This is a genomic window from Pseudomonas boreofloridensis (genome assembly GCF_030580795.1).
Lineage (GTDB): Bacteria > Pseudomonadota > Gammaproteobacteria > Pseudomonadales > Pseudomonadaceae > Aquipseudomonas > Aquipseudomonas boreofloridensis.
The window spans coordinates 19,306-36,037 of sequence record NZ_JAUQOQ010000009.1; the positions used below are offsets into that span (position 1 = coordinate 19,306).

A 16,732-nucleotide genomic window follows, 5' to 3' on the forward strand; every position below is an offset into this window, starting at 1 on the left:
GCCCGCCGGCTTGTTGCACTGCAGGCATTGGCGGACAATGCCGGTTTTGCGCGGGCAGGTGGCGGCGATGGCGATGGATCGGGAAGAGCGGCGGCTGGCCCGGGTTGAGGATGCCTACGGGGTCATCAGCGTTTACGAGGTCGAAGACTACCGTTTCCTCGAGTTCGGTGACGCCATCGAGCAAAGCTGCACCTTCACCGCCGATCCGAGTTGGTTGGAGTACGACTACACCCGGGCGATGCTGGTCGGCGCGCTGTGCCACCCACACCCGGAAAGCGCGCTGTTTCTCGGGCTGGGCGCCGGCACCCTGACCCAGGCCTGTCTGAAATTCCTGCCGCTGGAAGACGTCGAAGCCATCGAACTGCGCGCGGATGTGCCGCGTCTGGCCATGGAGTACCTGGGCCTGGACGATGATCCGCGCCTGTACGTGCGCATCGGCGATGCACTTGAACTGCTGCCTACGGCGGAAAAGGCCGACCTGATCTTCGTCGACCTGTATACCGACTACGGGCCGGGCGTTGGCCACCTGGCGTGGGGCTTTCTGGAAAAATGCCAGCAGCAGCTCAATCCGGGGGGCTGGCTGGTGATCAACCAATGGGCCGCCGATGACGGTCGGCCATTGGGGGCGGCGCTGTTGCGCGGCTTGTATCACCGCCATTACTGGGAACTGCCGGTCAAGGAGGGCAACGTGATCCTGCTGGTACCTGCGGACCTCGAGCAGAGCCTGGATCAGGACGCGGTGGGTGACCGGGCGGCAGCGCTGGCGACGCGTCTGGGCTATTCGCTGGAGTATCTGATCAAGGCGATCAGGCCCGCCAGTTGAGCGAAACGGAAACGTTTCAGTCGGCGACGCCCGTGTCGTACCCACTGCGGGTTCCCGTAGAAATTTTTCTCACGGTGCTACGCGAATTCGTATATAGTACGCGCCGGTCTTTTAGCGGACCTCAAAATCAGGCGGTGCAAATCCTCCGAGTCCAGCTTCGGCTGCACGTCCGCTAGGCGGACCTTCCCACGTAATTCTTTTTCAATCGTTTTCGCAAATCCCCGCCGCCAAAGCTGCCTGGGTGACCTTCGGGTCTTTCAAGGCATGTGCAGCTTTGGAGCATGGGTCTTTGCGGATGCACATAGAGGCAGACCCATGACCCAGGAAACCGGCGGATTCGCCGCTCTCGATCTTCATCCGAACATCGTTGCTGCCGTATTGGCCACAGGCTATGAAGAGCCATCGGCCATCCAGCAACAGTCGATCCCGATCATCCTCGCCGGTCACGACATGATCGGCCAGGCGCAGACTGGCACCGGCAAGACCGCTGCCTTCGCCCTGCCGATCCTCAACAAGATCGACGTGAGCAAGCGCGAACCGCAAGCCCTGATCCTGGCGCCAACCCGTGAGTTGGCGCTGCAAGTAGCTACCGCTTTCGAAACCTACGCCAAGCAGATGCCGGGCGTGAATGTCGTGGCCGTGTACGGTGGTGCCCCGATGGGTCCACAGTTGCGCGCCATCCGCAATGGCGCCCAGATCGTGGTCGCCACCCCAGGCCGTCTCTGCGATCACCTGCGCCGTGACGAGAAAGTGCTTTCCACCGTTCAGTACCTGGTACTCGACGAAGCCGACGAGATGCTCAAGCTGGGCTTCATGGACGACCTCGAAGTGATCTTCGACGCGATCCCAGCGACCCGTCAGACCGTGCTGTTCTCCGCGACCCTGCCGTCGTCGATCCGCTCGATCGCCGAGCGTCATCTGCGCGAGCCCAAGCACGTCAAGATCCAGAGCAAGACCCAGACCGTCACCGCCATCGACCAGGCGCACCTGATGGTCCATGCCGACCAGAAGATCCCGGCCGTACTGCGTCTGCTGGAAGTCGAGGAATTCGACGCGCTGATCGCCTTCGTGCGTACCAAGCAGGCCACCCTGGATCTGGCTGCTGCGCTGGAAGCCAAGGGTTACAAGGCCGCTGCGCTGAACGGCGACATCGCCCAGAACCAGCGCGAGCGCGTCATCGACTCGCTCAAGGACGGTCGTCTGGACATCGTCGTCGCGACCGACGTCGCTGCCCGTGGTCTGGACGTCCCGCGCATCACCCACGTGTTCAACGTGGACATGCCGTACGATCCTGAATCCTACGTGCACCGTATCGGTCGTACTGGCCGTGCCGGTCGTGAAGGTCGTGCCCTGCTGTTGGTGACCCCGCGTGAGCGTCGCATGCTGCAGGTGATCGAGCGCGTCACTGGGCAGAAGGTCGCCGAAGCCCGTCTGCCTGGCCCGCAAGCCGTGCTGGATGCGCGCATCAAGAAACTGACCGCCAGCCTGGCACCCTTGGTGGCCGAGGCCGAAGCGACCCACGGCGAGCTGTTCGATCGCTTGACTGCCGACTTGGGCTGCTCGGCCCGTGCGCTGTCCGCCGCCCTGCTGCGCAAGGCGACCAACGGTCAGTCGCTGGACCTGGCCGCCGTCGAGCGCGAGCAGCCGCTGGTGCCGACCCACACGCCGCGCGAGCGTAGCGGCGAGCGCAGTGACCGTGGCGAGCGCGCTGAGCGCGGCGACCGCGAGCGTCGTGCACCGATGCCACTGGCTGAAGGCCGCGTGCGTTGCCGGACTGCCCTGGGTGCACGTGACGGCATCGCCGCCAAGAACCTGTTGGGTGCGATCCTCAACGAAGGCGGTCTGGCCCGCGACGCCATCGGCCGCATCCAGGTACGCGACAGCTTCAGTCTGGTCGAGCTGCCTGAGGAGGGTCTGGAGCGTCTGCTGACCAAGCTCAAGGACACCCGCGTAGCCGGCAAGCAGCTCAAGCTGCGTCGCTATCGCGAGGACTGAGTCCCGCGGTCATGAAAAATCCCCAGCTCAGGCTGGGGATTTTTTTTTGTCCGTGCGATCAAGCGCAAGGTGGTCTCAGTCGAACCGATAGATGTCCATGCCCAGCGCACCCAGCGTGAATCCCTGATGCACGATGCCAAAATGCTGGCCTGCGCCCATGGCGAAGAACAGCGGCAACAAGTGCTCGTCGCTGGGGTGGTTGCGCACCGCAAAGGGGGCCTGCTGGCGATAGTCCTGCAGAGCCGCGGTGTCACCGTCGACCAGTCGCTGGACGATCCAATCGCGGAAACTGCGCGCCCAGGGTTCGATGACCTCCGGGCCAGCCTGCCAATCCAGTTCGCCCAGGTTGTGGGTGATACTGCCCGACCCCACCAGCAGAACGCCCTGGTCGCGCAAGCCGGCCAACGCCCGGCCAATCTGCACATGCAACGCCGGAGGGCGATGGCTGGGCAGCGAAAGCTGGAGCAGCGGAATGTCGGCTTCTGGGTACATCAAGGACAGCGGTACCCAGGCGCCATGGTCGAACGGCCGGTGGGCGTCGAGGTGCGCAATCAAGCCGGCCTGACCGAGCTGTTCGACGATCTGCCTGGCCAGGTCCGGCGCGCCGGGCGCCGGGTACTGCACCGCGTACAGCGCCGCTGGAAAGCCGCGAAAGTCGTGCCAGGTTTCGGGACGAGCGGCGCTGGTAAGCATCAGCTCACGGCTTTCCCAGTGCGCCGATACCACCACGATCGCTTTCGGCCGCGGCAGGCCGGCAGCCAATCCGGCAAGCGCAGGACCGCTGGCACCCGGCTCAAGGGCAAGCATGGGGGAGCCGTGGGAAATGAACAGGCTGGGCAACATGGCGGTGTCCTGGGGCGTTAAGATGCTGCCATCTTCGATCAGGCAAAGATCGATATCCAATATAAGATTTGCGGTAAATCAATCGAAAAAACTGGAGAAGTCATGGAGCCGGCGTTTTGGCACAAGCGGTGGGCGGATAACCAGATCGGTTTTCATCAGCCTCAGGTGAATACCTATCTGCAAGGCCATTGGCCGACGTTGGCGCCAGGCAGTCGGGTATTCGTACCTTTGTGCGGCAAAAGTCTGGATATGGTCTGGTTGGCGGGGCAGGGCTATCGGGTGCTCGGCGTGGAGCTGTCGCGGCGTGCAGTCGAAGACTTCTTCGTCGAGCAGGGGCTGGCCGCCGAAGTCGAGCGGCAGGGAGCGTTCGAAGTATGGCGCAGTGCAGACTTCGAGTTGTGGTGTGGGGACTTCTTCGCACTGCGTGCGTCGGACCTGGCAGACTGCACGGCGGTGTACGACCGAGCCGCGCTGATCGCGTTCCCCCCGAGCATGCGTGAGCGCTATCTGGACCACCTGTCCCGCTGTTTGCCAGATCGCTGCGAAGGCCTGTTGGTGACGCTGGAGTACGATCAATCGCTCATAGAGGGGCCGCCGTTTTCAGTGCCACAAGCGCAGGTGAGGCAAGGGCTCGGCGGATGGCAGGTGACGGAGTTGCAGGCGCCTCAGGTCATCGCTAGCAGCCCCAAATTTCAGGCGGCGGGTGTCACTAGCCTGCTGGAGAGGGTCTACGCTGTGCGGCGCTGAGCGTGCACTTCATTGAAAAATGAAACATGAAAAGGGCGACTGAAGTCGCCCTTTTTTGCACTGCCGATTGACTCAGCCGCGGCGACGCAGCGCGTCGATACGGTCCTCCAGCGGCGGGTGGCTCATCAGCAGGCCCGCCAGGCCTTGCTTCAGGCCGCCGTTGATGCCGAAAGCCTTCAGCGTATCGGGCATATGCACCGGCATGCCCTGCTCCGAGCGCAGGCGTTGCAGTGCCGCGATCATCGCCCCGCTGCCTGCCAGTTGCGCACCGGCTTCGTCCGCGCGGTATTCGCGACGGCGCGAGAACCACATGACGATGATGCTGGCCAGGATGCCCAGGATCAGTTCGGCGACGATGGTGGCAACATAGTAGGCAATGCCTTGGCCTTCCTCGTTCTTGAACACCACTTTGTCGACGAAGTTGCCGATGATTCGCGCAAAGAACATCACGAAGGTGTTCACCACGCCCTGCACCAGCGCCAGGGTGACCATGTCGCCATTGGCCACGTGACCAATCTCGTGGGCCAGCACCGCACGCACCTCGTCACGCGAGAAACGCTCGAGCAGACCTTGGGATACCGCGACCAAGGCATCGTTGCGGTTCCAGCCAGTGGCGAAGGCGTTGGCCTCATAGGCGGGGAACACGCCCACCTCGGGCATCTTGATGCCCGCCTCGCGGGACAACTCCTCGACCGTCTGCAGCAGCCACTGTTCGTGATGGGTGCGCGGCTGGGTAATGATCTGCGTACCCGTGGTCATCTTCGCCATCCACTTGGAGATGAACAGCGAGACCAGCGAGCCGGCGAAACCGAACACGGCGCAGAAGACCAGCAGACGGCTCAGGTCGAGGTCGACGCCGTTGGCGGCCATGAACCCGTTGAAGCCGAACAGGCTGAGGGTAATGCTTGCAACCAGCACCACCGCAAGGTTGGTGGCCACAAACAACAGAATGCGCATCATGGTTGTTACGTTCTCCTGACGGATGAAAATGTCGCTCTACTGCGGGGTATATAAGGGGACGGCCTGGGCGATTCAACCGGCCGACTATTTCAAACTGTGTACCCGGCAGTATGCCAGAGGCGCAAAGGCGCGCCGGTGGATAGACCGTTGCAGGATGTAAGAATTCATCCGTGGGGGAGGGCGTCTATTCCTGCGGGCACCTTGGATCAAGGTGCCGCAGGCGTCAGAAAGCTTACTGCGAATAGGTGCGCAGGAAGTTGCCGATACGGCCGATGGCCTGTTCGAGGTCATCCACCCGTGGCAGGGTGACGACGCGGAAGTGGTCCGGCCATGGCCAGTTGAACGCAGTGCCCTGCACGATCAGCAGTTTTTCCGACAGCAGCAGATCAAGTACGAACTTCTCGTCGTTATGGATCGGGCACACCTTCGGGTCGATTTTCGGGAAGGCATACAGCGCGCCCATGGGCTTGACGCAGCTCACGCCGGGAATGTCGTTGAGCAGTTCGTAGGTACGGTTGCGCTGTTCGAGCAAGCGGCCCGGCGGCAGTACCAGGTCATTGATGCTCTGGTACCCGCCCAGGGCGGTCTGGATCGCGTGCTGGGCCGGCACGTTGGCGCACAAGCGCATGTTGGCCAGCATGTCGATGCCTTCGATGTAGCTGCGTGCGTTGTGCTTGGGTCCGGAAATGATCAGCCAACCGGAGCGGAAGCCGGCGACGCGGTACGACTTGGACAGGCCGTTAAAGGTCAGGCACAGCAGGTCGGGCGCGAGCGAAGCGGTACTGATGTGCACGGCCTCGTCATAGAGAATCTTGTCGTAGATTTCGTCGGAGAACACCACCAGGTTGTGCTGGCGAGCCAGTTCCAACATGCCCAGCAGCAATTCCTTCGAGTACACCGCACCCGTCGGGTTGTTGGGGTTGATGATTACCAGCGCCTTGGTATTGGGGGTGATCTTGGCCTTGATGTCGTCCAGGTCGGGGAACCAGTCGGCCTGCTCGTCGCACAGGTAATGCACTGGCTTGCCGCCGGCCAGGCTGACGGCCGCCGTCCACAGCGGGTAGTCAGGCGCGGGGATCAGCACTTCATCATGGTTGTTGAGCAACGCCTGCATCGACATCACGATCAGTTCCGAGACGCCGTTGCCCAGGTAGATATCCTCGATGCCGACACCGTCGATCTGCTTTTGCTGGCAATACTGCATGACCGCTTTACGGGCGCTGAACAGACCTTTGGAGTCGCTATAGCCCTGGGCCGTCGGCAGGTTGCGGATCACATCCTGGAGAATTTCGTCCGGCGCCTCGAAACCAAAAGGTGCCGGGTTGCCGATGTTCAGCTTGAGGATGCGTTGGCCTTCCTCTTCCAGGCGTTTGGCGTGCTTGAGCACCGGGCCGCGAATGTCGTAGCAGACATTGGCGAGCTTGTTCGATTTGCTGAACTGCATGATGTGATCCCGAATGGATAAGTCGCGGGGCGCGGGCGTCTAAAGATTTGAAAAGGACGCGGCGCGGGTGCCAGACTGACCGTCTGCACACAAGCCGACTAATATACGTGCCACCCGCGCCAGGGAAAAGACGGCGCAGGGTGAAATTCAGCCTGCCGAGGTCCAGCCATGCAAAAGATCGACAAAACCCTGGAAGAATGGCGCGAAATGCTCGATCCCGCGCAATACCAAGTGTGCCGCCTGAAAGGCACCGAGCGGCCCTTCACCGGTAAGTACAACAGCGAAAAGCGCGCGGGCACCTACTCGTGCATTTGCTGCGGTCTGCCGCTGTTCGATTCGCAGACCAAGTTCGACTCCGGCTGCGGCTGGCCGAGTTTCTACGCCCCGATCGAAGACAGCGCGATGATCGAGATTCGCGACACCTCCCACGGCATGATTCGCACCGAGGTGACCTGCGCTCAGTGCGATGCGCACCTGGGCCATGTGTTCCCGGACGGTCCGCCGCCGACCGGGCTGCGTTACTGCATCAACTCGGTGTGCCTGGATTTCCAACCGCGAGACTGAACGGAGAGCCCCCATGACCGATGCGCTGCTGGACATTCCCTGCCTCACCCTCGGCGGTGAGCAGAAAACCTTGGGCGACTTTGCCGGTAAAGCGCTGCTGGTGGTCAACACCGCCAGTCAGTGCGGCTTTACCCCGCAGTACAAAGGGTTGGAGAAACTGTGGCAGGCCCACGCCGGTCGCGGCCTGGTGGTGCTGGGCTTTCCTTGCAACCAGTTCGGCAAGCAGGAGCCGGGGGATGCGCACGAGATCGCGCAGTTCTGCGAGTTGAATTTCGGTGTGAGCTTCCCGTTGTTTCGCAAGATCGAGGTCAACGGACCCGGTACCCATCCGCTGTTCGCCGAGCTCAAGCGCCGTGCCCCCGGCGTACTCGGCACCCAGAAGATCAAGTGGAACTTCACCAAGTTTCTGTTCGATCCCTCTACCGGCAACGTCACCCGCTACGCACCCACCACCAAGCCCCAGGCACTGGAGGCCGACATCGAGCGGCTGCTCAGCCGTTGAACGGTACCCAATGGTCGATGAGTGCCAGCAGTTCTTCGCGGCGGAACGGCTTGGCCAGGTAGTCGTCCATGCCCGCTGCGCGACAGCGCTCGCGCTCCTCGGGCATGGCGTTGGCGGTCAGGGCCACGATCGGCAACTGACTCCAGCGACCGTCCTGACGAATGCGTCTACTGGCTTCGTAACCGTCCATCACTGGCATGTTGCAGTCCATCAGCACCAGGTCGAAGCGGTCGTGTTCGAGCATTTGCAGCGCTTCTGCGCCGTGGGCGGCCACTTGCACTTGGCAGCCGAGTTTTCCCAGCATGCCGATGGCCACCAGTTGGTTCACCGGATTGTCTTCGACCAGCAGGATGTGCGCCCGCCGCTCGGCCAATAGCGCTGTACCTGCCGGCAGTGGGTTACCGTTTTCCCCTTGTAGCGTTCGGCGCAGCAGTTGATAGAGCGTATTGCGTGCCAGCGGGCGCGCGAGCTGATGCAAGGGCGCCAGGCGCAGGGCCTGCTCGGCGGCCAGGAAATTGCCATACGCGGTGATCAGCAGGATCGGTGCGTGTGTTCGCTTGCGCAGGTCAGGTAGTTGCTCGGCATCGTCGCAGATCAACAGGTCCAGGGCAGCATTGTCGAGCTCCTCGGTGTGCTCGCAGCGCCCGTAGTCCAAGCCCCAGTTCGGTAGCAGGCGATCGAGCAGTTCGGCCAGACCGCTGGCGGCATTGGTCAGGGCCACGATCCGTCCATGCAGCGCAGGCGGGGGGACCGCCTCCAGGTGGGCGGGCAAGGGCAGGTCGGCGCTGAAGCGGCTGCCGAATCCGGTCTGCGACTCAATGGTCAGGTGCCCGTGCATGGCCTTGCACAAGTTGCGGGTCAGGGTCAGACCCAGACCGGTGCCGCCGTATTGGCGGGTGATACCTGCACCGGCCTGGGTAAAGGGTTGGAAAATGCGCGCCTGGGCATCTTCGGGGATGCCGATGCCGGTGTCCGACACCTCCAGACGAATGCCGCCGACGATGCTCGAGAGGCGCACATCGACCCGCCCGAAGCGCGTGAACTTCAGCGCATTGGCCAATAGATTGCTGACGATCTGCCGCACGCGGGTTGGGTCGCCCAGCACACTCGCCGGAAAATCCGAGGCGATCAGGCAGGTCAGCTCGACGTTGGCCGCGGCATTCTGCGACAGCAGGCTGGCGGTGTCCTCGAGCAAGGTGCCGAGGTCGAATGGAATGCGTTCCAACTCCAGTTGCCCGGCATCGAACTTGGACAGGTCGAGAATATCGTTGAGCAGTTCCACCAGCACCTTGCCCGAATCGTGGGCGATCGACAGTTGCTGGCGTTGCTCGCCGCTCAAGCCGCTGTCCATCGCCAGGGAAAGCATGCCGAGCATGCCGTTGAGCGGTGTGCGGATCTCGTGGCTCATGTTGGCCAGAAAGGCCGCGCGTGCCTGGGCCATGTCCAGGGCGCGGCGACGGGCATCCTCCAGTTCCTGATTGGACTGACTCAAGCGGCTGTTGCTGGCCTTGAGTTCGTCGGTACGGGCCGAGACGATGTCTTCCAGTTCGTTCAGGTATTGAGTCAGGCGATTTTCGGCGTTGCGCCGCTGCTGAATCTCGGTGGCCATGCTGATGAATTGTTGGTTGGCGACCTTGACCAGTACGCCGATCTCATCGTGCTCGTGGCCGTTGGGGTAGTCCAGGCGCGCCTGTCCGGGTTGGCGCGGATCGCGGCTGCTCAGCGCGCTGATGACCGTGACCAGCGGCTTGGTCAACATGACGTAGAACAGCCCCAGCAGGATCACCGTCAGCACCAGGCTGCGGGCAAAACCATTGAGCAAGGTGATGCCGGCGCGCTCGAGGAAACGACTGCCGAAGGCGTAAGTGTCGACGTCCAGGTACAACGTGCCCAGGTAGTCCTTGGGCATGTGCGCCAGATACAGCGGGTCTTTGAACTGGCGCTGCTCGCCGAACAGAAAGTCGCTTAGCGGCCGGTAGCTGTTTTCCTGGCGCAGACGGCTGACATCGGCCAGCACGGTATCGTTGTTGTCGATCAGCCGAGCACGCACGATGGCGGGTGACTGCAGCAGACCCCGAGTCAGTTCCTGGGCCAGTTCGGCGTCGATGTTGTAGGCGATGCGTGATGCCGGGTCGTGGCTTATTTGCAGCAGCGCCTGCACTTCGCGGTTGATGGACGCGTCTTCGCTGGCATAATCGATGCCGATCTGGATGAGACTGAGCAATGTCCCCAGGATGAAGCCGACCAGGACTGTCAACCGGGCTTGCTTGTATGACAGGCGATTGGTGAACTTGATATCCATGCTTCCCGAGCCGGCTCTACGCCCTTTGCGCTGCGCAAGCATAGCCGATCAACCTCGGCTGCTGGCGGGTCTGTCTGTTCATTTCAGTTGATTCCCTGGTGTGCCGTCGTCGGGCATGCCTCACTGAAAATCGTAGGAGCCATCATGGACGCCCGCTTGACCGCATTTCTGGAGCGCGCCGAATCGGTGCTGGCGCGCCTTGAGCCGCTGCTTCCGGCCCAACGGCCGACTATAGACTGGAGCGAAACGCTGGCCGCACGTTGGCAGCGTGATGGCCGCAGCGGCTATTTGATGCCGTTGCAGGTGAGCCTGGATATGCGCCTGAGCGATCTGATCGGCGTCGATCAGCAGCGTGAGCAATTGGGTCGCAACACGCACCAGTTCATTCAGGGCATGCCTGCCAACCACGCGCTACTGTGGGGTTCGCGTGGCACCGGTAAATCGTCGCTGGTGCGGGCGTTACTGGCCGAGCACGCCGGTCAGGGGCTGCGCCTGATCGAGATCGAACGCGATCATCTGGCCGACCTGCCGCGGGTGGTCGAACAGTTGCAGGGTTTAGACCAGCGTTTCATCCTGTTTTGTGACGACCTGTCGTTCGAGGCGGGCGAGGGTGATTACCGGGTGCTCAAGAGCGTACTGGACGGCTCCCTCGAACAGGCGCCGGACAACGTGCTGCTGTATGCCACGTCTAACCGTCGACATTTGGTGCCGGAGAAGCAGAGCGATAACGAGAACTGGAAAATGGTCGATGGGGAACTTCATCCCAACGAAGCGGTGGAGGACAAGATTGCACTGTCCGACCGCTTCGGCCTGTGGTTGTCGTTCTATCCATTCACCCAAGAACATTTCCTCGATGTGGTCGAGCACTGGATCGGTCAGCTTGCCACGACCGCCGGGCTGACATGGCAGCGCAACGAAGCGCTCGACATCCTCGCCACGCGCTGGGCGACCGGCCGTGGCAACCGTAATGGCCGTTGTGCCTATCAGTTCGCCCGCTATTGGGTCGGACTGCAATTGCTGGAGCAGAATCAATGATCGACCTCAATGCCAGTGGCAAAGGCCTGGATGGCTACGAACTTCTGGCGGCGCAAGTCCAGGCGCTGTTCGCCGACGAGCGTGATTTCATCGCCAATGCCGCGCAGTTCTCGGCGTTTATCTATCACCAAGTGGCAGACCTTAACTGGGCAGGCTTCTACCTCAATCGCGACGAGCAACTGGTGCTCGGCCCGTTCCAAGGGCAGGTGGCCTGCGTGCGCATTCCATTCGGCAAGGGCGTGTGCGGCGCTGCGGCAGCGACCCGGCAGACCCAGCGGGTCGAGGACGTGCATGCATTCCCCGGCCACATCGCGTGCGATAGCGCGTCCAATAGCGAGCTGGTGATACCGCTGGTGAAAGAGGGCAGGTTGATCGGCGTGCTGGATCTGGACAGCCCGACCTTGGCGCGCTTCAGCGAGGCTGACCAGCGCGGGCTTGAGCACTTGGCCTCGATCTTCCTCAGCTTGAGCGACTGCTGAAAGACAGAAGGGCCGCAGCGCGGCCCTTCTTCAGGTGAATTCGCGGATCAATCGTAGATCACGCGCTTTTTCCAGGTTTCGTCTTCATCGGTCTTGAGGCCTTCGGTCAAGGCGTTCTGTTCGTCCTCGGTCGGCTCCATCTGGTCGAGTACCTGGGCATTGGCCCGCGCCAGTAGCTTCTCCAGGTAGATCAACTGTTCTTCGTACTGCTTGGGCTCAGGTTGCTTGCGCAGATACTGTACGCCGCGCTCGAACGCCAGTCGGGCTTGCCCGGGTTGGCCCTGCTGCAAAGCCTGTTGTCCCAGGTTATTGAAGAACTCGATGTGCAGCAGCACGAGGATGTGGCGGATTTCCTTGACCCAGTACTTGCCTTCATTGGACTGCAGGAAGTTCTCCTGGGTCGCCCGGACGATCTGGTTGTGCAGCGATTCAAGCAGAAACCGCACGTCCTTGGCCTTGACCTCGGTCTGGATCGGGCTAGGCGGATTGTTCACCGGCAGCTTGTCGCCCAAGGCGATCAAGGCTTCCAGTTCGCCGATTCGCGCCTTTATATCGCTATTTTGCTTGTCCAGCGCCAACTGCCGCTGATTGATGTTCAACTCCAGGCGCGTGAGCAGCAGCTTGAGCGCCGGGGTCATCAACTGGCCGGGAAAGGTCTCGGTGATCTCACCGCACCGGCGCAAACGATCGGTGAGCTCGATTTTCAAGCGCGTGCGTTCGAGCTTGGCGTTTTCCACGACATTGTTGAGGTAGCCGATCACGATCAGCAACGCGATACCCGCCACGATGAGCAGGGTGATCAGAAGTGGTGTCACCGTTAACGCCTCATGAAGAAGTTTTGCATCATTGAGTGTAGTGAGTCCGCGGTGGCGCGAACAGTGCAGCCTGGCGGGCAGCGCATTCAAGCGCCCATAGCGTTGTCGGCACGGGCGCGTAAAACTACAGTGCTGGCACTTTGCAGCGAGCTTGCCGGGCCGCCGCCAGAAAAGCAACGTCAATCCCCGGGCACCTGTGCGGGCACACTAGGGAATTACGGAAGTCATTGATTTAAATAAATTTCCACAAAGGGGTTGACGGCTTCCGAGTGCATCCCTAGAATGCGCGCCACTTGCAGCGTAAAGCTCTTCGCCAAGCGCCGCAGGCAGTGAAAAGATCTAGCGTGTCCCCTTCGTCTAGTGGCCTAGGACACCGCCCTTTCACGGCGGTAACAGGGGTTCGAGTCCCCTAGGGGACGCCATTGCGGGAATAGCTCAGTTGGTAGAGCACGACCTTGCCAAGGTCGGGGTCGCGAGTTCGAGTCTCGTTTCCCGCTCCAGTTTCACGACGCTGCCGTCTGGCAGGGTTGGAAAAGAAATCCAGGGTCAGCCGCGAGGCTTTACACCTGGTGCGCTGAAAAGCGTTGGGTATGTCCCCTTCGTCTAGTGGCCTAGGACACCGCCCTTTCACGGCGGTAACAGGGGTTCGAGTCCCCTAGGGGACGCCATTTGCGGGAATAGCTCAGTTGGTAGAGCACGACCTTGCCAAGGTCGGGGTCGCGAGTTCGAGTCTCGTTTCCCGCTCCAGTTAATTCTGTGGCGTTCATGACGGTACAGCGGTGTTGAAGGGCTCAGGTCACTTCAAGCCTCAAGTGGTTGGTTTACATTGCGGGAATAGCTCAGTTGGTAGAGCACGACCTTGCCAAGGTCGGGGTCGCGAGTTCGAGTCTCGTTTCCCGCTCCATATCTTGATCTTCAACGTTTTCAAATGTTGTTGAATCACAAAAAAGACGCTTCGGCGTCTTTTTTCGTTCCTGAGTTTTCCCGAGCCAGGTGTTCTCGACTGGCCCTTATCGTTGGTCACCCCATCAACGAGCCTTCAACACGCCTTGGACCAAGCCAACGGTCATGTTCTGATTCAAGAAAAGCGCCACGTCATTGCAGTGGCGCTTAGCAACTCAAGCAGTGGGTGACTCAGGCCTAGTGGCGCTCGCCCTGGTCCGGGGCGCTTAACAGTTGTTTCTCCAAATGCCAGTCAAACGGCTCGCCCTGCTGTTCGGCCTCATAACGCCGCTCTTCCAGGGTCTGATAAAGATCCAGTTCGTCATCCGGCATGTAGTGAAGGCAGTCGCCACCGAAGAACCAGAGCAGATCACGCGGCACCAAGTGTGCGATCTGCGGGTAGCGGGTGATGACTTGGCAGATGATGTCCTGGCCCAGGTACTGGCTTTCCAGTGGATCCTGCGGCAGTAGGCTCAACAGTTCGTCGAAGCGTTCCAGGAACAGCAGATGGCTTTCTTCCGGTACCTGCTCGGCTTCGCCCAGGGCCACCAGGATGGTGCGCAGATGTCGAAGCAGTTGCAGGTGATACTCCAGGTGGGAATTGGCCATGGGGCTGTCCTCGGGTATTGAAACGGGGGGCGGAGTATACGCAGGTTTTATTCGCGGGGGCAGGGTGGGCGATTGGCGTCGACCACCGACCGGCAGGGCGGTCGGCAATCGAGTCAGAGATTTACTTCAGCGAATCTTGCCTTCAGTGGGTAAGAGCTGCTCTTTGTCGAACGCATCCACATCGATCACGACACGGCGTGCAGCCTCCGCCGCTCGCAGCCGCTCGGCCTCGGCGGTCTGCAGCACACCTGATTGCACTGCCGCATCGATCAAGGACTGGCCGGGCGCAGGGTGCAACTTGCCTTCCTTGAGCGCTTGGTGAACAGCCTTTTGCAGCGGCTCGGTGTCGTCCAGTAGATCGCAAGCCTGTTGCAGCGCTGCTACCGGATCGCCATCCGCCTGAGGGCGGAAGCACCCTGCGAGCAGTTCTTCCAGAGCGGGGTCACCTTTGTGCCGGCCGATCAGTGCAGCCACTTCAGCGTCCAGTTCATCGCTGGGGCCGGTATGCCGCCGTCCGAAGGGGAACACCAGTACCCGTAGTGCGCCGCCGACGAAGCGATTGGGGAAATTGTCGAGCAATCGATCCAGGGCCGTTTCTGCCTGTCCCAGGCTCTCTTCCAGCGCCCAGCGCAGCAAAGGCTGCATGTAGTCGGGCGCGCCGAGATCATGGTAGCGCTTGAGTGCGGCGGACGAGAGGTACAGGTAACTCAGCACGTCGCCCAGTCGTGCACTGAGGCGCTCGCGACGCTTCAAGGCGCCGCCCAGGAGCATCATCGACAGGTCTGCCAGCAGCGCGAAGGCTGCTGCCTGCCGGTTCAGTGCACGGAAGTAGCCCTGGCTGAGTGCATCGCCCGGCACCTTGTCGAAGTGTCCAAGACCTAACCCCAATACAAAAGTACTCGCCGCATTGCGGGTGGCGAACATGATGTGCTTCATCAGCAAATCATCGAACTCTTTCAGTGCCTGATCGCGGTCCTCACGGCCTGCCAGGGCCATCTCCTTGAGGACGAACGGATGGCAACGGATCGCCCCTTGGCCGAAGATCATCAGGTTGCGCGAGAGGATGTTCGCCCCCTCGACCGTGATGAAAATCGGCGCGCCTTGCCAATTGCGGCCCAGGTAGTTGTTGGGGCCCATGATGATGCCTTTGCCGCCATGCACGTCCATGGCGTGCTGGATGCACGCTCGACCGCGCTCGGTGAGGTGATACTTGAGAATCGCCGACAGGACAGAGGGTTTTTCACCGAGGTCTACCGCCTTGGTGGTGAGCAGGCGCGCACTGTCCATCAGCCAGGCATTGCCGCCAATCTGCGCGAGCGATTCCTGGATACCCTCGAATGCGGCCAGCGGCACATTGAACTGCTCGCGAATGCGCGCGTATTGTCCGGTCACCAGGCTGGTGTACTTTGCGGCGCCGGTGCCGACGGCGGGCAGCGAGATGGAGCGACCCACGGACAGGCAGTTCATCAGCATCATCCAGCCCTTGCCGAGCATGTCCTGGCCACCGATGAGGAAGTCCAGTGGCACGAATACGTCCGTTCCGCTGTTTGGACCGTTCATGAAAGCTGCGCCCAGGGGCAGGTGGCGCTGGCCGATCTGTACACCGGGGGTGTCAGTGGGGATCAACGCCAGGCTGATGCCCAGTGACTCTTCCTCGCCGAGCAGATGGTCGGGGTCGTAAGCCTTGAACGCCAGGCCCAAGAGCGTGGCGACTGGGCCGAGGGTGATGTAGCGTTTCTCCCAATTCAAGCGCAAACCGATGACTTCTTCGCCGTTCCATTGGCCCTTGCAGACGATACCGGTGTCGGGCATCGCACCGGCATCTGACCCGGCCAGCGGTCCCGTGAGGGCGAAACAAGGGATCTCATCGCCCCGCGCCAGGCGCGGCAGATAATGGTTGCGTTGCTCATCGGTGCCGTAATGCAGGAGCAATTCGGCGGGGCCGAGCGAGTTGGGTACCATCACCGTTGAGGCCAGGTCGCCGCTGCGGGTAGCCAGTTTCATCGCCACCTGCGAGTGAGCGTAGGCCGAAAAGCCTTTGCCGCCGTATTCCTTGGGAATGATCAGGGCGAAGAAGCCGTGCGTTTTGATGTGTTCCCAGGCAGCCGGTGGAAGATCCAGGTCCTGGCCGATCTGCCAGTCGCTGACCAGTGCACACAGTTCCTCGGTCGGCCCGTCAATGAAGGCCTGTTCCTCGGCGGTGAGTTGGGGAGCAGGGTAGTCGAGGAGGGTATTCCAGTCGGGCTGGCCGCTGAACAGCTGGCCGTCCCACCAGACGGTGCCTGCGTCGATCGCTTCGCGTTCAGTCTGCGACATGGGCGGCAACGTGCGCTGGAACCAGTTGAACACCGGGGCGGTGAACAACCGGCGCCGCCACTCGGGCAGCACCAGCAAGGCAACCTTGGCTGCCAGCACCAGCCAGATCAGCGTCAACAACCATCCTGGGGCATCGGCGAAGACGCCCATCAGCAGCACATAGACCGCGATGGCACCGATGATGTGCAGTGGCGCCAGACGCCGATGGGTGAGATACGCGGCGCCGATCACCAGCACCACCAACCACAACAGCAACATAGACCTTCCTCCTTGGAAGCTAGGGCTCGAGGTATCCCCGCAAGCATAGACGCGCTGCGCAGGAAGACTCGCTCTGAACAGTGACAGGGTATGGCTAC

14 protein-coding genes and 5 tRNA genes are annotated in these 16,732 nt (G+C 61.5%); 12 read left to right on the plus strand and 7 right to left on the minus strand.

All coding sequences use genetic code 11. From position 1 onward, the window contains the following. Window positions 1-67: 67 nt before the first annotated feature. Both Q6A47_RS12685 and Q6A47_RS12690 read left to right on the plus strand, forming a co-directional pair. Complete coding sequence (locus Q6A47_RS12685; RefSeq protein WP_029612951.1) at window positions 68-823, plus strand: spermidine synthase; 756 nt, start codon at window positions 68-70, stop codon at window positions 821-823. Window positions 824-1,138: 315 nt separating this feature from the next. Next, entirely contained in the window at window positions 1,139-2,818 is a 1,680-nt protein-coding gene (locus Q6A47_RS12690; protein ID WP_039576263.1) for a DEAD/DEAH box helicase, read from the plus strand. Window positions 2,819-2,893: 75 nt separating this feature from the next. On the opposite strand, the gene Q6A47_RS12695 is transcribed toward Q6A47_RS12690, so the two are convergent. Next, on the minus strand, window positions 2,894-3,661 hold the full coding sequence (locus Q6A47_RS12695; RefSeq protein WP_295483418.1) for a DODA-type extradiol aromatic ring-opening family dioxygenase: 768 nt from the start codon (window positions 3,659-3,661) through the stop codon (window positions 2,894-2,896). 102 nt (window positions 3,662-3,763) lie between these two features. Here Q6A47_RS12695 and Q6A47_RS12700 point away from each other — a divergent pair, with 102 nt between their 5' ends. Further along, the gene (locus Q6A47_RS12700) at window positions 3,764-4,408 is read left to right on the plus strand and encodes a thiopurine S-methyltransferase (protein WP_304484467.1); all 645 of its coding nucleotides are present in this window, start codon (window positions 3,764-3,766) and stop codon (window positions 4,406-4,408) included. A 72-nt stretch (window positions 4,409-4,480) separates the two neighbouring features. Here Q6A47_RS12700 and htpX read toward each other — a convergent pair whose 3' ends face one another. Together htpX and Q6A47_RS12710 are read right to left on the minus strand one after the other, a co-directional pair. Next, on the minus strand, window positions 4,481-5,368 hold the full coding sequence (htpX, locus tag Q6A47_RS12705) for a protease HtpX (protein ID WP_304484468.1): 888 nt from the start codon (window positions 5,366-5,368) through the stop codon (window positions 4,481-4,483). A 232-nt stretch (window positions 5,369-5,600) separates the two neighbouring features. Next, the gene (locus Q6A47_RS12710) at window positions 5,601-6,812 is read right to left on the minus strand and encodes a pyridoxal phosphate-dependent aminotransferase (RefSeq protein ID WP_029612957.1); all 1,212 of its coding nucleotides are present in this window, start codon (window positions 6,810-6,812) and stop codon (window positions 5,601-5,603) included. A 168-nt stretch (window positions 6,813-6,980) separates the two neighbouring features. Between Q6A47_RS12710 and msrB the strand changes: the two genes are divergently transcribed. Further along, entirely contained in the window at window positions 6,981-7,376 is a 396-nt protein-coding gene (gene msrB / locus Q6A47_RS12715; protein ID WP_029612960.1) for a peptide-methionine (R)-S-oxide reductase MsrB, read from the plus strand. Between the two features lie 13 nt (window positions 7,377-7,389). Then, entirely contained in the window at window positions 7,390-7,878 is a 489-nt protein-coding gene (locus Q6A47_RS12720) for a glutathione peroxidase (protein ID WP_039576269.1), read from the plus strand. Here Q6A47_RS12720 and Q6A47_RS12725 read toward each other — a convergent pair. Continuing rightward, window positions 7,868-10,222: a hybrid sensor histidine kinase/response regulator gene (locus Q6A47_RS12725; protein ID WP_304484469.1), complete on the minus strand. Its 2,355-nt coding sequence runs from the start codon at window positions 10,220-10,222 to the stop codon at window positions 7,868-7,870. The genes Q6A47_RS12720 and Q6A47_RS12725 overlap by 11 nt on opposite strands. Window positions 10,223-10,324: 102 nt before the next feature. Here Q6A47_RS12725 and Q6A47_RS12730 point away from each other — a divergent pair, with 102 nt between their 5' ends. After that, a complete protein-coding gene (locus Q6A47_RS12730) occupies window positions 10,325-11,215 on the plus strand; it encodes an ATP-binding protein (RefSeq protein WP_295483434.1) in 891 nt (296 codons plus the stop codon). Next, window positions 11,212-11,694: a free L-methionine (R)-S-oxide reductase MsrC gene (msrC, locus tag Q6A47_RS12735; protein WP_039576275.1), complete on the plus strand. Its 483-nt coding sequence runs from the start codon at window positions 11,212-11,214 to the stop codon at window positions 11,692-11,694. Before Q6A47_RS12730 ends, msrC begins: the two co-directional genes overlap by 4 nt. A 47-nt stretch (window positions 11,695-11,741) precedes the next feature. Here the strand turns inward: msrC and Q6A47_RS12740 are convergent, their stop codons facing one another. After that, window positions 11,742-12,509: a hypothetical protein gene (locus Q6A47_RS12740; protein ID WP_029612970.1), complete on the minus strand. Its 768-nt coding sequence runs from the start codon at window positions 12,507-12,509 to the stop codon at window positions 11,742-11,744. A 346-nt stretch (window positions 12,510-12,855) separates the two neighbouring features. Between Q6A47_RS12740 and Q6A47_RS12745 the strand changes: the two genes are divergently transcribed. The 5 genes from Q6A47_RS12745 to Q6A47_RS12765 all read left to right on the plus strand — a co-directional run bounded on the left by Q6A47_RS12745 (window position 12,856) and on the right by Q6A47_RS12765 (window position 13,413). Then, window positions 12,856-12,931 (plus strand) — tRNA-Glu (locus tag Q6A47_RS12745). Between the two features lie 2 nt (window positions 12,932-12,933). Next, window positions 12,934-13,009, plus strand: a tRNA-Gly gene (locus tag Q6A47_RS12750). Window positions 13,010-13,101: 92 nt separating this feature from the next. Continuing rightward, window positions 13,102-13,177 (plus strand) — tRNA-Glu (locus tag Q6A47_RS12755). Between the two features lie 3 nt (window positions 13,178-13,180). Beyond that, window positions 13,181-13,256 (plus strand) — tRNA-Gly (locus tag Q6A47_RS12760). Window positions 13,257-13,337: 81 nt separating this feature from the next. Next, window positions 13,338-13,413, plus strand: a tRNA-Gly gene (locus Q6A47_RS12765). A gap of 236 nt (window positions 13,414-13,649) precedes the next feature. Here Q6A47_RS12765 and Q6A47_RS12770 read toward each other — a convergent pair. After that, the gene (locus Q6A47_RS12770) at window positions 13,650-14,060 is read right to left on the minus strand and encodes a PA2817 family protein (protein WP_304484470.1); all 411 of its coding nucleotides are present in this window, start codon (window positions 14,058-14,060) and stop codon (window positions 13,650-13,652) included. A 126-nt stretch (window positions 14,061-14,186) separates the two neighbouring features. Continuing rightward, the gene (locus Q6A47_RS12775; RefSeq protein WP_304484471.1) at window positions 14,187-16,634 is read right to left on the minus strand and encodes an acyl-CoA dehydrogenase; all 2,448 of its coding nucleotides are present in this window, start codon (window positions 16,632-16,634) and stop codon (window positions 14,187-14,189) included. Window positions 16,635-16,732: the final 98 nt, after the last annotated feature.